The following is a 21,411-nucleotide window of genomic DNA, read 5'->3' on the forward strand; positions in this document are numbered from 1 at the left end:
TTAATCCCGCTTCACACGAAACCGGACAAAAGCTCTACAGTCAGCTGGCACTTCACAAGACCTCGCTGTATCGATGTTACGATCACAACAGCAGGAGCTTATCCTTTATTTCAAGAAATAAAGCCCATAATCTGTTCGATCACTTTCTGGCTATCACTTTCCGTACGGCAAATGATCAGCATCGTATCGTCACCCGATATTGTGCCCATAATTTGCGGCCATTCCATGCTGTCCACGAGGGAAGCGATCGAATTGGCTGTACCCGGAAGGCATTTCATCACAACCAGATTGTTTGTAAAATCGATTTGCAGAAAATTGTCCACCAGTGCACGCTTCAGCTTCTGCACCGGATTGTAACGTTGATCGGTTGGCAAAGAATATTTATATCGTCCGTCATCTGTCGGAATCTTAATCAGTAAAAGTTCTTTAATGTCACGGGATACCGTTGCCTGGGTTACCTGGAAGCCGGCTTGACGCAATGCTTCAACCAGATCATCCTGAGTTTCAATATCCTGATGTGTAATAATTTCTCGAATTTTAATATGTCGCTGTCCCTTCATAAAGACCTCCGCTTGGTAGTATGCTCTATTATAATCATGCAAATGATCGCTATGGCGAATGGATCACATCGCCTGTTCATGCCGAACAGACTTTATAATTATTCGTGATTATGCAGGTATATTCCTTTTTCATCTTCGAAATTGGAAAATATCTGCTTTTCCATCGATCATCAACGTGGCATCGCACATTACCCTATTGTAACACCAAGAACGGAAAGGTCAAAACGCTGGCTGCATGAACCAGACAGGAAGAACGTTCGTTCTCATTATATAGGAATATCTGTTCGTAAATCAATAGCCAAATTGAGTTTTGATCGAAAATTCGCCTTAATCGTCTATATCGCTTCATTGCCAGTTATCCATTCAGCCCTATACAAACCAAAAGACCTGCGCCGGGCTGAAAAGCTGCCAGTACAGGTCTTCTCTTATCGCTCGTAGATGCTGCCATATCGCTGGAGCTGTCGACATCGTCATTATACATCACTTCACACGACGTCACTTATCCCTTAGTATGTGGTATTTTGCCACGCTTCGTATAACACTATATCGCACGTGATATCATGTATTACTCTGTGCGATGCTATGCAGTACATGATATCCTATATCACTTTGCGCAATGTCATACAGTACATGATATCCTATATCACTTTGCGCAATGTCATACAGTACATGATATTCTACGTCACCTCGTGCAAAGTCATACAGTGCATAATATCTTATATCGCTTCGTGCAACGTCATACAGTACTTGATATTCTATGTCACCTCGTGCAAAGTCAAGCATCATACAGTAAGTTATATTGTATATCGCTTGATACAATGTCACCCATCACTTTATATCCTACGCTATCGCGTTCACCACTACACTGTTACTTCATCACTGCTTGGCTGCCCCACCGCGAAAACGATGAGCTGCTTCGGCTGCTGTTCGTGCAGCCAGCTCATTCAGATCCGCCAGTTCAGGGATCGGATCCAACACTTCACCATCCGCAGGCAAATGCCAGTGCGCTAGAAACTCAATATTGCCTTCTCCACCCGTAATCGGCGAAAAGGTCAGTCCGCGCAGCTCATAACCGATTTCTTTGGCAAAGCCAAGCACATGCTCCAGCACTTCCTGATGCACTTTCGGATCGCGCACGACACCGGTTTTGCCTACTTTTTCACGCCCTGCTTCAAATTGTGGTTTGATCAGCGCCGCCACGTCCGCTGGACGGGATAACAGTTCCTTAAGCGGTGGTAACATCAGACGAAGTGAAATAAACGATACATCGATGCTGGCAAAGTTAGGTGTGGCTCCTTCCAATTGATCCGGCGTCATATAGCGAAAGTTCGTCCGCTCCATCACATGAACTTGCGGATGATTACGCAGTGACCAGTCCAGCTGATTATAGCCTACATCAATCGCATACACGTAAGAAGCGCCATGCTGTAATGCACAGTCTGTGAAGCCGCCAGTCGACGAGCCGATATCCAGCATCGTGCGCCCTTCCATTTCAATGCCAAAATGCTGGATTGCCTTTTCTAACTTTAATCCACCGCGGCTGACATACGGATGTACGGCTCCTTTTACATGTAGCGCGGTATCACGTGGAATTTTCATCCCTGGCTTTTCCAGACGCTCTGTGCCGCCGTAGACAAGACCTGCCATAACCGCCGCTTTTGCTTTTTGCCTGCTTTCATAATAGCCCTGTTCAACGAGCAGGACGTCAAGACGCTCTTTATCGCTTGCCATAGCTTATCTCCTGTACACATTCCGTATTTTTAAATTGTGAAGCGCTGCTGATCCTGCCTCCATTACAGCTCTGCCAAAGCTGCAAGCAGGTGTGTAAACAGCAAACGAAGCGGAAAATGGAACTTTCCGCTTCGCTAGGGTGATCATTCAATCTTAAACCGAATTTTTTTGGAATGTCCAAGCTTGCCCTGGCGCGAGCGCCTTGAGCGATTCGGCGATATGTTCCGGTGTGAGTCCGGCTTCACGTTGCTGATCTTTGATGCTACCGTGTTCGATGAATTCATCTGGAATGCCCATCAAGCCAACCGTTACATCATGCAATCCACGCGCTGCATAGAACTCCAGCACAGCACTGCCCATGCTGCCTGCCTGTGAAACCTCTTCGACGACGAGCATGCGTGTACCGCGCGCTGCCAGATCAAGCAGCATCTCTTCATCCAGCGGCTTCATAAAGCGCGCATTAATGACCGACACATTCATACCGTCTCGTTTCAGTTCCTCAGCTACTTCGATTCCCATCTGTACCATTGGACCCGATGCAAGGATTGCGTAACCATCGCCTTCACGCACTTTTTCCCATTGTCCAATCGGAATAGGTGTCAGCACTTGATCTAGCGGTACGCCTAAACCGTTAATCCGTGGATAACGATAAGCGATCGGCCCATCATTGTATTCCAGCGCCGTTTTCATCATATGGCGCAGTTCGTTTTCGTCTTTGGGCATCATAATGACCATGTTTGGAATATGACGCATAAAGGCTACATCATACACACCCTGATGCGTTTCACCATCAGCACCGACAAAGCCTGCACGGTCAATCGCAAACATAACGTTGGCATTGTGACGACAAATGTCATGTACGATCTGATCATAGGCGCGCTGCATAAAGGTAGAATAGACCGCATAGACGGGCTTCATTCCTTCCATCGCCATCGCTGCACAGAGCGTTGCCGCATGCTGCTCCGCGATACCTACATCGATCATACGTTCAGGGAAACGAGCCGCGAATGGAAACAAACCTGAACCGCCTGGCATCGCAGGCGTGATCGCAACGATCCGTTCATCCTGTTCTGCAAGCTCGATCAATGTTTTACCAAACACTTCCGTATACATCGGATGACCCGCAGCTTTTAACACCTGACCGGATTCGATTTTGTATGGCGTAATGCCATGCCATTTGTAAGAGTCCGCTTCGGCAGGCAAATAGCCTTTCCCTTTGATGGTGACCACATGGATCAATACCGGTCCTTCCACATTGTCTGCCTGATGGAATGTTTCCAGCAGTTTAGGCAGATCATGACCGTCGATCGGACCAAAATAAGTAAAGCCCAACTCCTCAAACAGGATACCGGATACCATCGCATATTTCAGGGAATCTTTCAGTTTTTCGGCGGTTTTAGCAATTTTGCCGCCAATCGCCGGAATTTTTTTGAGCAGTTGTTCGACTTCATCCTTCGCACGCAAATAACCTCTGTCCGAACGGATTTTACCCAGATATTTATGCATCGCCCCTACGTTAGGTGCGATCGACATCTCGTTGTCGTTTAATACAACGGTCAGCTTGCGCTGCTCATGTCCAATATGGTTAAGCGCTTCAAAAGCCATACCGCCTGTAAGCGCACCGTCACCGATCACGGCAACGACTTTGTTGTCTTCTTTTTTGAAGTCACGCGCAAGCGCCATCCCCATCGCTGCCGATAGTGATGTACTGCTATGTCCAGCTTCCCACACGTCATGCTCGCTTTCATTACGTTTGACAAATCCACATAGGCCTTTGTATTTACGTAATGTATCAAAACGATCCATGCGTCCGGTCAAAATTTTGTGCACATACGCCTGATGACCAACATCAAAAATAAATTTGTCTTTTGGACTGTCATACAAATAATGCAGAGCAAGCGTAAGCTCCACTACGCCCAGATTGGAAGCCAGGTGACCGCCGGTTGCTGATAATTTCTCGATCAGAAACTGGCGAATCTCTCCTGCCAGTACGGTTAACTGTTCTGTTGTCAAATCTTTGAGATCACTTGGTTGATGAATCTGTGGAAGCAGCACACCATTTCCCCGCTTTCCTTTGAACGCCCCCCGGCGTTCAAACATTGTTTACATGCTAAAATAACACAATTCATGTTTCTACGTTTTATATTATTATCCACTATACCACAAGCAGGTTCGTTTACGAAATCCGTTCTCTGCTATGACGGGATCAGGAGCATTTTTATAACGATAACAACTCCAACATCTCGCTCTCATCCTGCCCGGTTGTAGGTTAATATAAAATAGAGCCTAATCGTCATTCAAACACAGATAACGGATAAACGCCAGCCGATACTGGATGCTCGTATACGTTACGTGGCTCCGGTATCGTTTGCTTGCGTTATCCGTTTCTTCAATCGTTGTACTGACGCATGTTCGATAACATGAATGACTGAAATAGATCCTGATGGCTATACGTAACCATTAATGGTCACGTTGCACCAGATAGTCAGCAATTTCTTCCAGACGGCGTGAGTCTTTCAGATTCGCCTCCTGTAGCGCTGCCTTCGCACTTGCCGTCAGACGCTCCACTTCCTGCTTGGAAGCGTCCAAGCCGATAAAGTACGGATAGGTTACTTTTTGCAGTTTGCTATCGCTTTGTGTTTTTTTGCCGAGCTTTGCTTCATCGCCGATCACATCGAGAATGTCATCTTGAATTTGGAAAGCCAATCCGATATCCGAGCCAAAGCGTCGTAGCGCATCCAGTTGCTGCTCCGTCGCTCCTGCGGTTCGCGCACCTGCTGTCAGAGAAAACATGAACAGATCGGCTGTTTTGTGCAGATGAATATATCGCAATTGCTCCAGCTCTGTCATGCCCTGCTCACCTTGCATATCGGCGACCTGTCCACCGACCATGCCGCGCGGCCCTGCATATTCTGCCAGATCACGTACAATCGCCAGCGCCGCTTCAGGTGCAACGCCAAGCGCAGTACAGCCTGTTGCTGCATAAAATGCATGCGTAAGCAGCGCATCACCGGCTAAAATCGCCAGCGCTTCTCCATATACCTTATGATTGGTCAATTTACCACGGCGATAATCATCATCGTCCATCGCTGGCAAATCATCATGAACGAGAGAGTACGTATGTACCATCTCTACAGCACAAGCGACCGGCAAAGCCGCCTCGCGACTACCACCAAGCGCTTCGGCTGCCGCAATGACAAATACCGGACGCAGACGCTTGCCGCCTGCCATTAGCGAGTACAGCATCGATTCGGTTAGCGTGCTCGGTACATCCCAGCCGGCAGGTAGAAAAGTTTGTAGCTGCTGTTCCATTTGAACCGAAATATGATGGATATAAGGCTTCAGCTCCAGACGCTCACTCAATCTCTTCACCGCTTTCAGCAGATTGGAACGGCTTCTTACGCAATTCTCCGTCTTCTTCAACGATCATCTCGATCTTACGTTCAACCTCTTCCAGTTTAGAGCCGCATACTTGTGACAGCTGCATGCCCTGCTGAAACAGATCGATTGCTTTTTCCAGCGGCACATCGCCATGTTCCAGTTCGGAGACGATTTCCTCCAGCCGGTCCATCGCCTGTTCAAAATTAAGCTCTTGTTGCTTTGCTGCCTTCGCCATCGTTGTCCGCCTCCTCAATGCTCCATATATTACACTGCAATTGTCCATCCTGTAGATTCACTTTAATGGTATCGCCCGGCGCTACCTGATTAATCGATTTGATCAGCTGTTGTTCTGGCTCGTCGTAAACGAGACTGTATCCGCGTGCCATAACTTTAAGCGGACTGAGTGCATCCAGCTGCTTTAAGCCAAAGCCAAGCTGCTGCTGCTTTTGCCGTAAAATCTGCTGCATGCGCAGTTCTAATTGACGGCGTGCTGAATCAGTACGTCTTTTCGCATAAATGAGCTGCTCCTGCGGATTATGACGAGCTAAACGCTGACTCATACGTCCCAGACGCTCGCGCTGAATATGACTGCGTCGCTGTAAACCTGTCGTCAATCGACGTTCCAGCATATCGAGACGTGTCATATGCTGTACAAGCTGACGCTTCGGTTGTACCAGTACCGGAGAACGCCGCAGACGCATCAAACGCTCACGCTGACGCTGTGACAGACGCAATAATCCTTGCTTCAACTGACGACGTATTTGGACGAGCTGGGCGCGCAATTCATTCACATGAGGTACGGCCAGCTCAGCGGCTGCCGTCGGTGTAGCTGCACGCAAATCAGCTGCAAAATCGGCAATCGTAAAGTCCGTTTCATGACCTACTGCCGAAATTACCGGAATGCGTGAGCCTGCAATCGCACGCGCAACCATTTCTTCATTAAATGCCCATAGTTCTTCCAGCGAGCCACCGCCACGACCGACAATGAGCACATCCGCTTCATTCATTCGGTTCAGATCGCGGATCGCCTTCACGACGGACGGTGCTGCGCCTTTGCCCTGTACAAGCACGGGATAGACGACAATTTTCACCGCGGGATAGCGGCGGCGCAATGTGATGACCACGTCACGCACAGCCGCACCTGTTGGCGAGGTGACAACGCCGATCACTTTGGGATACTGCGGAATCGCACGCTTGCGCGCAGAATCAAACAGCCCTTCCCGCTCCAGTCGTTGCTTGAGCTGTTCATACGCAAGATACAGACTACCGATTCCATCCGGCTGCATCTGCGTCGCATAAAATTGATACTGTCCATCACGTTCATATACCGAAATATAGCCACGCGCTACAACCCGTGTGCCTTCTTTAGGGATAAAAGGAAGCCGCTGATTGTACGAAGCAAACATAATCGACTTCATGCGGCTACCTTCATCTTTTAATGTAAAATACATATGTCCGCTTGAATGGTGAGTGAAATTGGAGATTTCGCCCCTCAGCCATACTTCGGAGAGCAGCGAATCGGACTCCATTTTCATCCGGATGTATTTGTTAATCTCCTTGATGGAGTATATACGCTGCTGTTGCGACATAACGGTCTCCTTTCTTACTTGAGTCCGTGTGCACGGCGCGCGGCGACGAGCGTGTTTTTCATCAGCATCGTGATCGTCATTGGACCTACGCCGCCCGGAACCGGAGTGATCGGACCGGATACTTCCTTCGCACTTTCAAAATCAACATCGCCGGCAAGCTTACCGTTATCCAGACGGTTCATCCCTACATCGATGACAACCGCACCCGGCTTAATAAAGCTTGCATCGACAAAGTTGGCACGACCGATCGCCACAACGAGAATGTCTGCCTGTTGCGTTAATTCCTTCATGTTTGCTGTGCGTGAATGACACATCGTTACCGTTGCATTTTCACGTTGCAGCAGCATCGATACCGGTTTACCAACAATATTACTGCGCCCGATCACGACAGCATGCTTACCGGACATTTCGATACCGGTACGCTTGATCATTTCAATCACGCCTGCCGGTGTACATGGCAGCAAACTTTCGTCGCCGATCATCAGATTGCCCACATTGATCGGATGGAAGCCATCCACATCTTTGTGTGGAGAAATCGCATCGATGACCGCTTTTTCTTCAATTTGCTTCGGCAACGGTAGCTGTACAAGAATACCATGAATCGTATCCTGTTTATTCAGCTTATCGACCATTGCTAGCAATTCATCCTGTGACGTATCCGCTGCCAGACGGTGAACTTCCGAATAGTAGCCGAGATCATGGCACGCCTTCTCTTTATTGCGTACATAAACATGGGAAGCCGGATCATCGCCGACGAGCACAACCGCCAGACCTGGCTGAATGCCCTGCGCCTGCATCGCTTCCACTTCCTGCTTGATATCCTGACGAATTTCCTGTGAAATCTGTGTACCGCTAATAATTGTTGCTGCCATGACAAATCGCTCCTTTAACATGTAAAAATGAATATGAATGAGGGCAATGCCCTTGTATCACTGAGCCTGGATCATTTATGTTCATTCGTGATGCCTGCTATTCGTAATTCGTAACTGCTTATTTCGAGCTTTTAAGCTTGTCCAGATCCTGGATCATTTTACCAAGTACACCGTTAACAAACTTACCGGATTCATCCGTACCAAAATGCTTGGACAGCTCGATTGCTTCGTTGACAGCTACTTTCGCTGGCACATCTTCGGTGAAAATCATCTCGTATACGGCCAGACGCAAAATTTGACGATCAACACGAGACAGACGGCTAACCTGCCAATTTTGCAAATAATCGACGAGCAAGCCATCGATTGCCTCACGGTTGCTATTTACGCCACCGACAACATCCAGCACATACGTTTTGAGCTGTGCTTCATTACGTACTTCAACTTCAGCTTCGTTCTCGGCAGCGGCTTCCTCCAGCAGCATTTCTACTGCTTCTTCAGCCTGAACTTCGTTCATTTCCATTTGATACAGACTTTGTACGGTAATTTCCCGCGCTAATCTTCTTTTCATATTCTTCATATCCTTTCGGTAACATATCCTGTTCGCACAATAATTCTTCGTCGCAATCTGCTCCGATTCTTACGATGTTCCCTAGACGTGTCGCCTGTATATTTTATTGAAAAACGGTTGCCTTCTGCAAGTTGGTAAGCAGAATCGATATTTTGCTTTGCAAAAATCCTTTTTTATTGCACCTCGTGTTAGGAGATCGCTAACACTGAATTTGTACGATAGTTTGCTTTGCAAAAACCCCTTTTGATTGCACCCCGTGTTAGAAAACCACTAACACTGGAGACAAACAAAAAAACCTGCCCACCATCATTTCCGGAAAAGCGGGGTTATTGCTCACTTCAAGCCGGGAATGATGGTTGACAGGGTTCATCGAAACGGACGCCAGCGATCGGCTAGCCATTCGCTGACGCGTTGCCAGAGAATGAATGAGCCTAACCGGAGATCCCGGTGACGACCGACGGTATAACCTATGAACACTAACAATGCAAAGAACAACATATCCCAAAATCCAACTGTCAAATACAAAATGCCGCAGCCGATGCCTGCCAGCACGCCGAGAATTCGTCCGCCGAAGTTCTCCCAGATCTGTTGCCATATCATGAGCGAAGCCCCTTTCTACTGCACTCTGCTCTTGAATGCAGGCGAATGAACGATATTCGCAATATAAACCGACACGGAGGATACAGGGATACCTGTAATCTCCTCTACTTCGGTATGAATGCTTTTTTGCATGCTTTCCGATAGACCCGGAATCGGCGTCTCGCCGTCTACAACAGCGCGAATGACAATCTCCAGTCCTGACTCAACGACACGTACACGAGTTTTTAAATCGCGTACACCACGTGTGCGTTCAGCTACTTTCAGCGTCATATTTTCAATCGTATCCAGCGAAATTTGCACATCTCCAAATTCAGTCCGTTGATGTACCGAATGCATCGAACCGCGCTCGGTTCGAATCGAGACGTAAAAAAAACGAATACTGAGCAAAAACAAAATAACCGCAATGATAACAACGGTAATATATACATTTTGCTCGTTGCGGTAGTCGAGCGTAAAAGGAACCTGCCCGCTCAACAGCAAAATAACGAGCACAGACAAAATGCCGATGCTCAAACTGTACACAAACAAGAGCAGCCGATCGATGATTTTAGCCAAAGCTTGCAGCCCCTTTACATTATACTAAACCCCAGACTGCCTCGTCAGGGGTTTATGATGAGCGGCTCCGCATACGATCAAACGACACGGAGCACGACCCGCTGCTCGTATCCATTCGTTATGGACACGTGTGTTATGAAAAGTGGTGTTGCTTGCAAATGATCCATGAAGCTGTATTATTTCACACGGTGGGTAAATTCACTTTCTTCCTGTCTGTCCACGGTTTCCAGATGCACGTCGTGAATTTGTACGTTCACTTCGATCACGGTCAGACCGGTCATCGTTTCAATCGAGCGTTTCACGTTGCGTTGAATATGTGCCGCCACTTCGGGCAAACGATGGCCGTATTTTACAATAACCGACACATCCACTGCTGCCTCGCGTTGGCCCACTTCAACCTTCACGCCACGGGATAGGTTTTTACGTCCAAGCAGCTCGGCAATGCCACCAGCAAAGCCGCCGCTCATGCCTGCTACCCCATCCACCTCAATTGTAGCAAGACCTGCGATCACCTCGATTACCTCAGGGGCAATCTGGATTTCACCGATATCTGTCCGTTCAAATTCAGTCGGGAATGTACTCATAATTTATACACCTCCTGCCAAGTAAACTTAATATAACATGGACCCGGTTCGTTGACAAACCGGATCACATCGCCATTATACTTCGTTTTCTTCCAGGAATTTAATATCAAAGTCCCCGCGTACAAATGTCTCATGATTCAGCAGACGCAGATGGAACGGAATCGTTGTATGAATGCCATCGATAGCAAATTCGTCCAGTGCACGTTTCATTTTGGCAATCGCTTCCTCACGTGTTGGCGCCCAGACGATCAGCTTCGCGATCATAGAATCATAATATGGAGAGATCGTATAGCCTGGGTATGCACCACTGTCGACACGTACACCCGGTCCACCTGGTGCAAGATAGAAGTTGATTTTACCTGGACTTGGCATAAAGTTACGCTCCGGGTCTTCGGCATTAATGCGGCATTCGATCGACCAGCCGTTAATTTCCACTTCTTCCTGTGTGAAAGAGAGCGGGTTACCTTCGGCTACACGAATCATTTCCTGAATCAGATCGACACCTGTGACCATCTCCGTAACCGGATGCTCTACCTGAATACGCGTGTTCATTTCCATAAAGTAGAACTGTCCATCCTGTCCAAGCAAGAATTCCAGCGTACCTGCGCCGGAGTAGTTAACCGCTTTGGCTGCACGTACAGCAGCGGCGCCCATCTTCTCGCGCAGCTCAGGTGACAGCACCGGACAAGGTGCTTCTTCTACAAGCTTTTGACGGCGACGTTGCACCGAGCAATCACGCTCACCCAGATGCACGGCATTACCATGACGGTCAGCGATAATTTGTACTTCAACGTGCTTCATGCCAGTCAGGAATTTCTCCAGATAGACACCACCGTTACCAAAAGCTTTTTCCGCTTCCTGTTGAGCGTTCGTCATTTGTTTAACGAGCGACTCTTCATTTTCGGCAAGACGAATCCCTTTACCGCCACCACCGGCAGTTGCCTTGATAATGATCGGATAGCCGATCTCACGCGCGATTTTCACCGCTTCGTCCAGATCATCAACGATCCCATCAGAGCCGGGAATAACCGGTACGCCCGCATCTTGCATCGTACGCTTCGCTTCGGATTTGTCACCCATACGGTTGATCGCATCCGGAGATGGGCCGATAAATGTAATATTGCATGATTCGCAAATCTCAGCGAAATCTGCATTTTCAGCAAGGAAGCCGTAACCTGGATGTACCGCATCACACTCGGTCAGCGTGGCTACGCTCATCAGGTTCGTCAGGTTCAAATAGCTGTCTTTGGACAGTGTAGGGCCAACGCAGTATGCTTCATCTGCAAGACGAACATGCAGCGATTCACGATCTGCCTCGGAATAAACCGCTACCGTAGAGATGCCCATCTCACGGCAGGCGCGAATAATACGAACCGCAATTTCGCCACGATTCGCAATTAGAATTTTTTGGAATTTCATTGTGTATATCCTCCTCCAGCCTGTGTGCGTAGGCGCGGCCTTACTCTGGTTTTACCAGGAACAGCGGCTGGCCATATTCAACCAGTTGTCCATTTTGAGCAAGTACCTCGACGATTGTACCGTTTACTTCAGCTTCCAGCTCGTTCATCAGCTTCATCGCTTCAATGATACAAACAACGGATTTGCCGTTGACTTTATCGCCAGCGCTCACAAATGGACCTTTTTCTGGAGATGGAGAGCGGTAAAATGTTCCGACCATTGGAGACACAATTTTATGTAGTGTCGGATCGGCTTCAGGTGTAGTTGCAGCAGCCGTTTCTGCTGGTGCGGATGCTTGTGTTGTAGTAGCCGGCTGGCTTACTTGTGGTGCAGCTACTCCAGCAGGAGCCTGAGCTTGCACATATACCGTTTCGGATTTGCCTGGCTTGCGGATAACGAGGCGGGAACCTTCGTTTTCAATTTCCACTTCCTGAACGGAAGTTTCATCCACCAGTTGAATTAGTTCTTTAATTTCATTTAATTTAAACATCTATTCATTCACTCCTTTGGCTTCTTCGCCTAGCAACTGAGCGCAATATGACACGCTCATTTCGGAAAATTGCACATAACGCTATGTATTATAGCACATTACTGAAAAAGTCGTGAATATCTTTGTTTGGGGCAGGTGGGAAACGGATAAAACGGACTAAATGCGTGTCAACAAGTGAGGGGAAATGAGCGTTGGTTAGCTTTGAGCGTTGTAGTATTTCTAGTGTATATGGTGTGAGTGGTGTAAATTTTGCATTGGCACGTATACAGGGTTTTGTGAGGCGTAGCATACCCCACTCCGTCAAGGAATAAGGGGCCGGACTCCCGTATCGCATAGGAATCTACTGAAGTAGGAGAAAATGTAGATTCCCATGCTCAAAGCAGTGCGATATTTTGCTGTGCAAAAATCCCTTTTTATTGAACCCCGTGTTAGAAAATCGCTAACACTAGAAGTCCTCCTTACCCCTTATTTCCTTGCCTTCGTTCTGTGCGTATGCAAAATGCCAACATACACATACACATACACATACACATACACATACACATACACATACACATACACATACACATACACATACACATACACATACACATACACATACACATACACATCAAATGGTAATCAAGCTTGGCGATGAAAGCAAACTACATTCTTTTAGCTTCGAGAGATACATATGCAACTTGTCTGTCTTGCTCTATCATTCACCATACTTCCTTTCCATTGCTGACGTTATCAATCAACTATCCGTCCAATGCGCACTAGTACACCACTCGGATCGCTCACTGCAAACTCATACGTTTTCCACGGTTTGATATTTGGTGAGCCTTCTTCAATAATCAACTCACGCACCTGCTCGGCGATGGCATCCACATCGTCTACGTACAAATAGAGACCGAACGGATTGCTTTCAATCGTTGGTGGCCAGCCGGGTGAATAATTCAAATGCAAATGCCAGCCACGACCATCTTCCATGATGCGATATTCACCATAATCACTTGACACCTTAAATCCAAGCCGTTTATAGAACGCTTCGCTTGCATCTAAATCATTACACGGAACAATAGCGACGACATGATGATTCATTGAAATTACCTCCTTATTTTCGCTGATTGGAAATCTGACAAACTATGCTTTTGCACATAGCTGTAACACATTAGGAAAATAAATTCATTTCGAATAATTTTTATTTTATATGATATGAAAAGAGACTATAACACATACGAGGTAGAAGAATATAAAACAGTAGAATCATTTCATTCAGCAGATATGCTGCTACTAGCACGGAACGGAGGGAAGGAAATAAGGGATAAGGACGATTTTGGAGGGGCGTGAATCTACCATGTATTCCTACTCCGTAGATTCACGCGGCTCCACTGAGTCCGTTCCTTTATTCCTTGCCGAAGTGGTGTGACTTTTAACAGAAAAGCTTACGAACCTTTTCGTATACTTTTTTTACGAGTTTTATAAGCTTCTTTTGAAAGACTTCTAAGTATATATTCTACTAAGACGCCTAAATAAAAAATGGAGATGACCAGAACCATATCTGTCATCTCCATCCTACCTACTTTTCGATTCAATTACCGATCAACGACGATCCTGTGGACCGCCTACAAATGCTTGTTCTTCCGTATCCAAACCATATGCGGTATGCAATGCAGTGACCACATCGTTCAAGCGGCCTGCTTCGATCACGCAGGATACTTTGATTTCGGAGGTGCTGACCATTTTGATGCTCACGCTTTGAGAGGAGATCGCTTCAAACATCTGTGCAGCTACACCAGGATGGCTGACCATACCGGCGCCGACGATCGATACTTTAACGAGATCGGTTTCGGAAGTCACTTCCTCGTAAGGCAATTCACCACGAATCGCGGCGATTACTTGCAGCGCGCGTTCGCGTTCTTCCAAATTGACCGTGAAGGAGAAGTCTGCTTTACCGTCCATCACACCGCTTTGTACGATAATATCCACGTCGATCTTCGCTGTTGCCAGCTCACTGAACATTTTCGCGAGTACGCCCGGTATATCGTTTACTCCTCTAATCGTGATACGTGCCACATTTTTGTCGTAAGCGATACCGCTGACTACGGCTCCCTGTTCCATCGTTGCTTCCTCCTTCACTAACGTTCCTTCATTATAGGTAAAGCTGGAGCGCACAACGAGTCGTACATTGTTATGCTTAGCATACTCTACCGCACGCGGATGCAATACCGCAGCGCCAAGATTCGCCAGTTCCAGCATTTCGTCATAAGAAATTTCTTTCAGCTTGCGTGCGCATTTCACAATACGCGGGTCAGTGGAATAAATGCCATCCACATCGGTATAAATTTCGCACACATCCGCATTAATTGCTGCTGCCAGTGCAACCGCAGTCGTATCCGAACCGCCACGACCAAATGTCGTAATCTCGCCATCTGCGGTAATCCCCTGAAATCCGGCTACGACGACAATCTGTCCTGCGCCGAGTGCCTTGAGTACGCGCTCTGGACGAATGTTGCGAATACGAGCGCGCCCGTGTTCTGCTTCGGTCTCAAAGCCTGCTTGCCAGCCTGTAAACGATACCGACTCGCGTCCTTGATACTGAATGGCAATCGACAGCATCGCCACGGAAATCTGTTCCCCTGTTGTCATCAGCATATCCATCTCACGTGCGGACGGATTCGGATTCAGCATCAGTGCCTGATCGATCAGATCATCGGTTGTATCGCCCATAGCAGATACGACGACTACACATTGATGCCCTTCATCCTGCTTTTCAATAATACGTTTTGCTACGCGCTGCATGCGCTCTACATCGCCGACGGAGCTGCCGCCGAACTTCATTACGTACAAAGCCAAGACCTCTTCACTCCCTACTTGATACAGGCTGTGACCTGCGCCATCGCCCGGATTGAAAACATATCCAGTATGCAGATATGACATCGTATGAAACGATTACTCTTTAACAGTATAATACGACAACGCACGAATCACTACTGCAAATTTTATGCACTACACTACTGTAGCAATATTCGCATAATAACGCTATGTATCGGGTGCAATCGACTACAAATGTTTCATCATTTCATGCAAATTTATCACTTTAAAAGTATAAATATACATCGAATATCATAAAAAGGCTGCCCCATATCTTCATGAAGAAGATACCGAACAGCCTCGTTCTATTCAAACAAACACGTCGGAGCGTAATTATGCGCGGGAAACGTATTTACCTTCGCGAGTATCGATGATCAGTACATCGCCCTGGTTAATGAACAATGGAACTTGAACGGAATGACCCGTTTCCAGCTTCGCACTTTTCGTTGCACCTGTAGCGGTGTTGCCTTTGATCCCTGGCTCTGTTTCAACAACTTCCAGCTCAACCGAAGTTGGCAGGTTAATGCCAAGAATTTCGCCCTGATAGCTAACGATGTTAACCGTCATGTTTTCTTTCATAAATTTCAATTCCCATTCCAGCTGGCTTTCGTTCAGCTCGAATTGATCGTATGTTTCGTTATCCATAAATGCATGCTCTTCGCCATTAGCATACAGGTATTGTACGCCACGGTTTTCGATCTGTGCACGAGCAATCGTTTCGCCTGCACGGAATGTACGCTCTACCACGTTACCGTTACGCAGGTTTTTCAGCTTGGAGCGAACGAATGCCGCACCTTTACCTGGTTTTACGTGCTGGAATTCAAGGACGGAATAGATGTTGCCATCCACTTCTACGGTCAAACCTGTTTTAAAATCGTTAACTGAAATCAAAATAACGCCTCCTCATGTATGGTAAAGCCAGTTGTCATACAATATACGATAAACCGGTTACAACCAGCCTTACTACCTCTATATTGTACTATACCCTAATGTTAGGGAAAGCATACTTCGTTACCGAAGTATGGCACAGGACGAATGATAGCCATCCATAGCTGTTATCGGTCACGCTCTTCAGTTAAAGATGGAGACCGTGACCGATAACGCTACGAATGGACTTTTTACGTCATCTGTAATATTTTATTCGGCATACACGTTCTGTCAACCTTCCGATTGTCAAAAAATGTTATGCCGGTAAAATCGTGAATTGTTTGCTGGAATGAGTCAATACGCGAATACCCGTTTCGGTAATCAACACATCATCCTCAATTCGAACACCGCCAAAGCCTGGGATGTAAATACCCGGCTCTACCGTAACGACCATACCTGGTTGCAGCACCGTATCGCTAAGCTTGGACAGACGTGGCTCTTCGTGAACTTCAAGCCCGATCCCGTGTCCAGCGCTATGTCCGTAAGCATCTCCATAGCCATGTGCTGCGATAATATCGCGGGATAATGCATCCGCTTCGCGTCCACCCATACCTGGTTTCAGATTGTCCAGTGTATGCAGCTGCGATTTCAGAACGATGTCATAAATTTCGCGGTGCCTGTCAGAAGGCGTTCCGACAAAGACAGTACGGGTAAGGTCGGATACATAGCCATTGTAGATAGCGCCAAAGTCAAACGTAATAAATTCGTCTACGCCAATCGGCTTGTCGCTGGCAACGCCGTGTGGCAAGGCAGAGCGAACACCGGAAGCGACGATCGTCTCGAACGATGGACCGGAAGCACCCAGACGGCGCATAAAAAATTCCATTTCGAGTTCGAGTTCTTTTTCCGTTACACCTGGTTTAATGTAACCGAGAATATGCTCATACGTTTTATCCGCAATTTCGGTCGCTTTTTCAATCGTAGCGATCTCCTCAGCATCCTTGAAGTTACGAATGCCTTCCAGCAGACCGGATACCGGAACTAGCTCTACCGGTGCCAGCTTTTCCTTATAGGCCGCATAACGGCTATATGGCATCTGATCCTGTTCAAATCCGATCGAGCCAACACCCCAATCAGCAAGCAGTCCTTTGATCGTATCGGCCACATTCGGTGCATGCTCAGCAACCGTAAACGCTGTAGCTTGCTCTGGTGCCTGTGTCATGTAACGGAAATCAGTCAGCAGATACGCATGTTCTGCCGTAACGAGTACATAACCCGCAGAACCTGTAAACCCTGTAATATAGCGGCGGTTAACACTGCTTGTAATGAGAAGTGCTTCAAGCTGACGCTCTTTCATCGCCTTACGCAATTGCTGTAAACGTGCTGTAGTCATGAACTCTCTCCTTCGCTCCGTTCTGTCTTCAAATAGCCAAACATTATTTTACCATAGCGCAAGCATTTTTGAGAATAGCCAGTTGTAACATTCGTCTTTCGCACGCTCTGCACGGACAGGTTGTGGTAATGGAAAGGGAAATCCGCTACAATATAGGGTATCCACACTTTGCATCCCGATACCTTAGGTACAGGGGGCAAGTCGCTATTTTAACAATCGTTCACATCGGACGATTCATTATGGAAGGGTGACTGTATTTGCCAAAACAATCTACTCCAGTCAACTATGGGGGCCAGGCCGTCATTGAAGGCGTTATGTTCGGCGGGAAAAATGTAAACGTAACCGCTGTACGACGCAAATCCGGCGAAATCACCTATCTGGAAGTTCCACGTACCGACAAGCCGTGGGTTCGCAGTCTGCGCCGGATTCCTCTGCTGCGCGGAATTGTCAGCTTGATCGATTCAAGCGCGAAAGGCTCACGTCATTTGAACTATGCTACGGATGCGTATTCTGAAGATCAGATGGACCCGGAAGAATATGCAAAAGAAAAGGAAAAAGAACAATCCAAAACGAATTTGAGCATGATACTTGGTGTTGCTGCTGTCGGCATTCTATCTTTGATCGTCGGTAAGCTGATCTTCACCGTTGTCCCTGCTACGATAGAAGGATTTTTGTTTGGTCGTCTGTTTCAAAGCCAATTTCTACACACCCTGCTTGAAGGGTTTATCAAAATTGTGTTGCTGCTCGCCTATCTGTGGGGGATTTCGCAAACACCGATGATCAAGCGTCTGTTTCAATATCATGGAGCTGAGCATAAAGTCATTACTGCGTATGAGAATGGCTCGGAGCTGACTCCGGAAAAAGTACAGCAGTTTAGCCGTTTGCATTATCGCTGTGGCAGTAGTTTTATTATATTGACCGTTATTGTCGGTGTGCTGATTTATTCACTCTTTCACTGGGACGGTATGACCGAACGCATTATTCAACGAATTGTGCTGTTACCGGTCGTGATCGGCGTTTCATTTGAGGTTTTGAAGTTTACGAATAGTTTGCGGGATGTTCCTGTACTGCGCTATCTTGGTTATCCGGGGCTGTGGCTACAGTTGCTTACGACCAAAGAGCCTACACTGGATCAGATTGAAGTATCAATCGCGTCGTTCAACCGGATGCGTGAGCTTGATGCTCAATTGGAAAGACAAACCGCAACCGCTACGATGCCGGATGCTTCTCCTGACCCTGTGAAAGGATGATGAATGATGAGAAAGTCACCTCTTCAAGCTATTTTTGTTGCCTTTATGGTATTGCTCGCACTGATCGGGCTGGGATGGGGCGTATATCGGATGATTTTCATGCCTTCAACTTTTGATTGGAGCGGTATTATCGTAACCGTTGTGCTGCTTGGTGTTGTGCTTTATGCACTGCGTTCTTCACCCGCTTTTCAAGGTAATCGTAAACAACCGAAGATCAAGCCGTCTGCACGCACGATGGCTAAAGTCAAAGCACAGCAAGGCAATTACAAAAACGTCTCGAAATCTTCTCCTTTCGCCAAAACGAATACGTCTGGTCGAAGCACATCCGCTTCCGGTGGAAATAAGCCCAAAAAGAATTATCCATTTCAGGTCATTCAGGGTAATAAAGGTAAAGATGATGAAGAGATGCCTAAGTATCACTGATTCGAAGCGATGCTTATACTGGATAGGAAATAGATAATTGATCGAAAGCTAAAACTATAATTTGTATGTATCCAACTCCAGCCATTCGATTTCAGGCATGTTATGCTAAAAATGGCTGGAGTTTTTATTTTCTTAATTAGTATAGACAAGGCTATAAAGAACTAGAAATTGGCTCAAACATGTGCTTACATATGATTCTGTATTTCTTTACAGGTGTGATTCAATATGTACAATCTAACGTTTCATTTGCAAAAATAATCCGCTCATCGCTAACGATACAACAAACCCCCATCGCATGGTGCAATGGGGGCTTGCTGTTATATCATAGAGCAGTCGCGCGCTCTGCCATCAACCTTTTCATATCTCGAATTGCTCTCTTTTTAAATGGCTCTCTGTATATAATCTCTATTTAGAATAGAAAGTGTTACAGTCCCCAGTAGGAACGCAGCTTCGTCAGCACATCCAGTGGGTTTTTCTTCAAGTCTTTGGCACTGAAGAAAATGCTGCCTTTCACTGTACTGTACTTGGCGTTGTACTTGAGCTGATTAATAATCTCGTCCGAGGAATTCCAGCCGATCTCCGGCGTGTTCAGCTTGTAGATCGCGTGACCGATGTACAGATCGACACCGGTATTTTTCGTTTCATTTACCCACCAGTCCACGACTTTGTCATAACGGGCTACTGGCAATGACAGGCTCCAGTACACCTGAGGAGCAATATAGTCGATCCAGCCGTTTTTGATCCATGTGCGTGTATCCGCAGACATGCTGTCATAGGCGGTCACACCTGCCTTCGTATCAGAGCCGGTAATATCGGTGGACTTGTTACGCCATACACCGAATGGGCTTACACCGAAGCGTACAGCAGGTTTGGCTGCATGAATCGAGAGATCCATTTGCTGAATGAAGCTATTGATATTACCGCGTCTCCATTCAGCTTTGTTGGCAAATTTGCCCTGATATTGAGCATACGTCGCATCATCGTTAAATTTGTTACTGGATGTTTCGGAAGATGGATAGAAATAATCGTCCAGATGTACACCGTCTACATCATAATTGTTCACGACTTCCATCACCGTATCAATGATCGATTGACGTGCTGCTGGAATGCCCGGATTGATGTAATATTTACCACCAAATTTGATCACCCAGTCTGGATGCTTAAGCACCACATTGCTCGGATCAAGTGAGCCTGTATTCGCATCTGTTGTTGCCCGGAATGGGTTAAACCATGCGTGCAGCTCCATGCCGCGCTTGTGCGCTTCCGCTACCATATACTCCAGCGGATCATAACCTGGATTTTTGCCCTGTGTACCTGTCAGGTATTTCGACCACGGCATTGTGGATGATTTGTACAGTGCATCGCCGGATGGACGAACCTGTACGAATACCGCATTCATGCCCATGCCTTGCAGCTGATCCAGCAACGCAGAAAACTCCTGCTTTTGCTTGTCTGCATTACCGAAAGAGCCTGTACTTGGCCAATCCAGATTGAATACCGTGGAAATCCATGCACCACGCATTTCTTTTTTCGCAGAAGGTGTAGCTGGCTTCGTATTGCTAGCTGGTGGCGTCCCCAGTGTGCTGCCGCTACCTGTCGTACTACCAGTCGTCGATCCATCATCGCCCGTATACCCGCTTGTCCGCAACGTTACAGTTTGACTCGACTGGTTCCAGTTTACAGTTAGGCCCAGTCCTTCACCGATAAAACGTAGCGGCACCATCACCCGTCCACCTCGAATTTGCACCGAGGTGTCCAGTGAAACCGACTGGTCATTCACCATTGCCGTTTGCTGACCCGCAGTAAGCATCAGCTTTTTGCTATTGCTCGTAATCGTTACTGTACTGCTCTGTTGATCCCAGTTAATGGTAGCACCTAGATTTTCGCTAATGAGGCGTAGTGGCACCATCGTCACATTGCTATCGCTCGTAATGTACGGAGCTGCATCTCCTTGAATAGGCTTACCATCCAACACAATCGCAATATTCGATGCTGCTGAGGCTGGCGTTCCGCTTATCGACGGAACTAGAATAATTAGTGCCAGAAATAACGACATGTAACGCATCCATCTCATCTTCTCCGTACCTCCAGTAAATCTTTTCGTAACCGACTGCCGACGTTTCGTCCATCGTTGCCTTCTTTTCGCATGATGAGTTTGTCTATGTAATTAGACCGCATCCCCTTTCAAAAGTTGCGCACAAAATAAAAGACATCTGTCATGGAATCGACAGATG

The 21,411-nt window shown here is 47.0% G+C and carries 20 protein-coding genes; 2 read left to right on the forward strand and 18 right to left on the reverse strand.

All coding sequences use genetic code 11. The features are described 5' to 3' along the window. Positions 1-110: 110 nt before the first annotated feature. The 17 genes from ahrC to AAHF22_RS16030 all read right to left on the reverse strand — a co-directional run bounded on the left by ahrC (position 111) and on the right by AAHF22_RS16030 (position 17,504). Positions 111-560: a transcriptional regulator AhrC/ArgR gene (gene ahrC, locus AAHF22_RS15950; protein WP_188775217.1), complete on the reverse strand. Its 450-nt coding sequence runs from the start codon at positions 558-560 to the stop codon at positions 111-113. Between the two features lie 876 nt (positions 561-1,436). Beyond that, a complete protein-coding gene (locus AAHF22_RS15955) occupies positions 1,437-2,291 on the reverse strand; it encodes a TlyA family RNA methyltransferase (RefSeq protein ID WP_347326018.1) in 855 nt (284 codons plus the stop codon). 153 nt (positions 2,292-2,444) lie between these two features. Then, positions 2,445-4,346, reverse strand: a complete 1,902-nt coding sequence (dxs, locus tag AAHF22_RS15960; protein ID WP_347326068.1) for a 1-deoxy-D-xylulose-5-phosphate synthase — start codon at positions 4,344-4,346, stop codon at positions 2,445-2,447. A 405-nt stretch (positions 4,347-4,751) separates the two neighbouring features. Then, on the reverse strand, positions 4,752-5,672 hold the full coding sequence (locus tag AAHF22_RS15965) for a polyprenyl synthetase family protein (protein ID WP_371834081.1): 921 nt from the start codon (positions 5,670-5,672) through the stop codon (positions 4,752-4,754). Then, on the reverse strand, positions 5,647-5,907 hold the full coding sequence (gene xseB, locus AAHF22_RS15970; protein WP_347326019.1) for an exodeoxyribonuclease VII small subunit: 261 nt from the start codon (positions 5,905-5,907) through the stop codon (positions 5,647-5,649). The genes AAHF22_RS15965 and xseB overlap by 26 nt, the downstream gene beginning before the upstream one ends. Then, complete coding sequence (gene xseA / locus AAHF22_RS15975; protein ID WP_347326020.1) at positions 5,876-7,261, reverse strand: exodeoxyribonuclease VII large subunit; 1,386 nt, start codon at positions 7,259-7,261, stop codon at positions 5,876-5,878. The genes xseB and xseA overlap by 32 nt, the downstream gene beginning before the upstream one ends. Positions 7,262-7,275: 14 nt before the next feature. Further along, complete coding sequence (gene folD / locus AAHF22_RS15980) at positions 7,276-8,133, reverse strand: bifunctional methylenetetrahydrofolate dehydrogenase/methenyltetrahydrofolate cyclohydrolase FolD (protein ID WP_347326021.1); 858 nt, start codon at positions 8,131-8,133, stop codon at positions 7,276-7,278. Positions 8,134-8,251: 118 nt separating this feature from the next. Beyond that, complete coding sequence (gene nusB, locus AAHF22_RS15985; protein WP_347326022.1) at positions 8,252-8,701, reverse strand: transcription antitermination factor NusB; 450 nt, start codon at positions 8,699-8,701, stop codon at positions 8,252-8,254. Positions 8,702-9,067: 366 nt separating this feature from the next. After that, the gene (locus tag AAHF22_RS15990; protein WP_347326023.1) at positions 9,068-9,301 is read right to left on the reverse strand and encodes a DUF2273 domain-containing protein; all 234 of its coding nucleotides are present in this window, start codon (positions 9,299-9,301) and stop codon (positions 9,068-9,070) included. Between the two features lie 15 nt (positions 9,302-9,316). Continuing rightward, the gene (gene amaP / locus AAHF22_RS15995) at positions 9,317-9,856 is read right to left on the reverse strand and encodes an alkaline shock response membrane anchor protein AmaP (protein WP_347326024.1); all 540 of its coding nucleotides are present in this window, start codon (positions 9,854-9,856) and stop codon (positions 9,317-9,319) included. Between the two features lie 176 nt (positions 9,857-10,032). Beyond that, a complete protein-coding gene (locus AAHF22_RS16000) occupies positions 10,033-10,440 on the reverse strand; it encodes an Asp23/Gls24 family envelope stress response protein (RefSeq protein ID WP_347326025.1) in 408 nt (135 codons plus the stop codon). A gap of 75 nt (positions 10,441-10,515) precedes the next feature. Next, positions 10,516-11,859: an acetyl-CoA carboxylase biotin carboxylase subunit gene (accC, locus tag AAHF22_RS16005; protein WP_347326026.1), complete on the reverse strand. Its 1,344-nt coding sequence runs from the start codon at positions 11,857-11,859 to the stop codon at positions 10,516-10,518. A gap of 40 nt (positions 11,860-11,899) precedes the next feature. Then, positions 11,900-12,388 carry an acetyl-CoA carboxylase biotin carboxyl carrier protein gene (gene accB / locus AAHF22_RS16010; protein WP_347326027.1) on the reverse strand — a complete coding sequence of 163 codons (489 nt, stop codon included), beginning with the start codon at positions 12,386-12,388 and terminating at the stop codon, positions 11,900-11,902. A gap of 732 nt (positions 12,389-13,120) precedes the next feature. Beyond that, positions 13,121-13,471, reverse strand: coding sequence for a VOC family protein (locus AAHF22_RS16015; RefSeq protein WP_347326028.1), 351 nt, complete (start codon positions 13,469-13,471; stop codon positions 13,121-13,123). 501 nt (positions 13,472-13,972) lie between these two features. Continuing rightward, on the reverse strand, positions 13,973-15,226 hold the full coding sequence (locus AAHF22_RS16020; RefSeq protein ID WP_347326029.1) for an aspartate kinase: 1,254 nt from the start codon (positions 15,224-15,226) through the stop codon (positions 13,973-13,975). A gap of 351 nt (positions 15,227-15,577) precedes the next feature. Beyond that, a complete protein-coding gene (gene efp / locus AAHF22_RS16025; RefSeq protein WP_347326030.1) occupies positions 15,578-16,135 on the reverse strand; it encodes an elongation factor P in 558 nt (185 codons plus the stop codon). Between the two features lie 292 nt (positions 16,136-16,427). Beyond that, on the reverse strand, positions 16,428-17,504 hold the full coding sequence (locus AAHF22_RS16030; RefSeq protein WP_347326031.1) for a M24 family metallopeptidase: 1,077 nt from the start codon (positions 17,502-17,504) through the stop codon (positions 16,428-16,430). A gap of 257 nt (positions 17,505-17,761) precedes the next feature. On the opposite strand from AAHF22_RS16030, the gene AAHF22_RS16035 reads away from it, so the two are divergent. Both AAHF22_RS16035 and AAHF22_RS16040 read left to right on the forward strand, forming a co-directional pair. Next, positions 17,762-18,754 (forward strand): DUF1385 domain-containing protein, encoded by a 993-nt coding sequence (locus AAHF22_RS16035; RefSeq protein WP_347326032.1) that lies wholly within the window; start codon positions 17,762-17,764, stop codon positions 18,752-18,754. 6 nt (positions 18,755-18,760) lie between these two features. Beyond that, on the forward strand, positions 18,761-19,177 hold the full coding sequence (locus tag AAHF22_RS16040) for a hypothetical protein (protein WP_347326033.1): 417 nt from the start codon (positions 18,761-18,763) through the stop codon (positions 19,175-19,177). A 424-nt stretch (positions 19,178-19,601) separates the two neighbouring features. On the opposite strand, the gene AAHF22_RS16045 is transcribed toward AAHF22_RS16040, so the two are convergent. Next, positions 19,602-21,251, reverse strand: a complete 1,650-nt coding sequence (locus AAHF22_RS16045; protein WP_347326034.1) for a family 10 glycosylhydrolase — start codon at positions 21,249-21,251, stop codon at positions 19,602-19,604. Between the last annotated feature and the right edge of the window lie 160 nt (positions 21,252-21,411).

Source organism: Paenibacillus wenxiniae (assembly GCF_039822605.1).
GTDB classification, from domain to species: domain Bacteria; phylum Bacillota; class Bacilli; order Paenibacillales; family Paenibacillaceae; genus Saccharibacillus; species Saccharibacillus wenxiniae.

What these genes read in the sequence shown, in the direction of transcription:
- AAHF22_RS16015 (WP_347326028.1), bottom strand. Translation starts at nt 13,471, where the DNA reads ATGAATCATCATGTCGTCGCTATTGTTCCGTGTAATGATTTAGATGCA.
- AAHF22_RS16000 (WP_347326025.1), bottom strand. Translation starts at nt 10,440, where the DNA reads ATGAGTACATTCCCGACTGAATTTGAACGGACAGATATCGGTGAAATC.
- AAHF22_RS15955 (WP_347326018.1), bottom strand. Translation starts at nt 2,291, where the DNA reads ATGGCAAGCGATAAAGAGCGTCTTGACGTCCTGCTCGTTGAACAGGGC.
- accC (WP_347326026.1), bottom strand. Translation starts at nt 11,859, where the DNA reads ATGAAATTCCAAAAAATTCTAATTGCGAATCGTGGCGAAATTGCGGTT.
- AAHF22_RS15990 (WP_347326023.1), bottom strand. Translation starts at nt 9,301, where the DNA reads ATGATATGGCAACAGATCTGGGAGAACTTCGGCGGACGAATTCTCGGC.
- ahrC (WP_188775217.1), bottom strand. Translation starts at nt 560, where the DNA reads ATGAAGGGACAGCGACATATTAAAATTCGAGAAATTATTACACATCAG.
- AAHF22_RS16040 (WP_347326033.1), top strand. Translation starts at nt 18,761, where the DNA reads ATGAGAAAGTCACCTCTTCAAGCTATTTTTGTTGCCTTTATGGTATTG.
- accB (WP_347326027.1), bottom strand. Translation starts at nt 12,388, where the DNA reads ATGTTTAAATTAAATGAAATTAAAGAACTAATTCAACTGGTGGATGAA.
- folD (WP_347326021.1), bottom strand. Translation starts at nt 8,133, where the DNA reads ATGGCAGCAACAATTATTAGCGGTACACAGATTTCACAGGAAATTCGT.
- AAHF22_RS16030 (WP_347326031.1), bottom strand. Translation starts at nt 17,504, where the DNA reads ATGACTACAGCACGTTTACAGCAATTGCGTAAGGCGATGAAAGAGCGT.
- xseA (WP_347326020.1), bottom strand. Translation starts at nt 7,261, where the DNA reads ATGTCGCAACAGCAGCGTATATACTCCATCAAGGAGATTAACAAATAC.
- AAHF22_RS16045 (WP_347326034.1), bottom strand. Translation starts at nt 21,251, where the DNA reads ATGAGATGGATGCGTTACATGTCGTTATTTCTGGCACTAATTATTCTA.
- nusB (WP_347326022.1), bottom strand. Translation starts at nt 8,701, where the DNA reads ATGAAAAGAAGATTAGCGCGGGAAATTACCGTACAAAGTCTGTATCAA.
- xseB (WP_347326019.1), bottom strand. Translation starts at nt 5,907, where the DNA reads ATGGCGAAGGCAGCAAAGCAACAAGAGCTTAATTTTGAACAGGCGATG.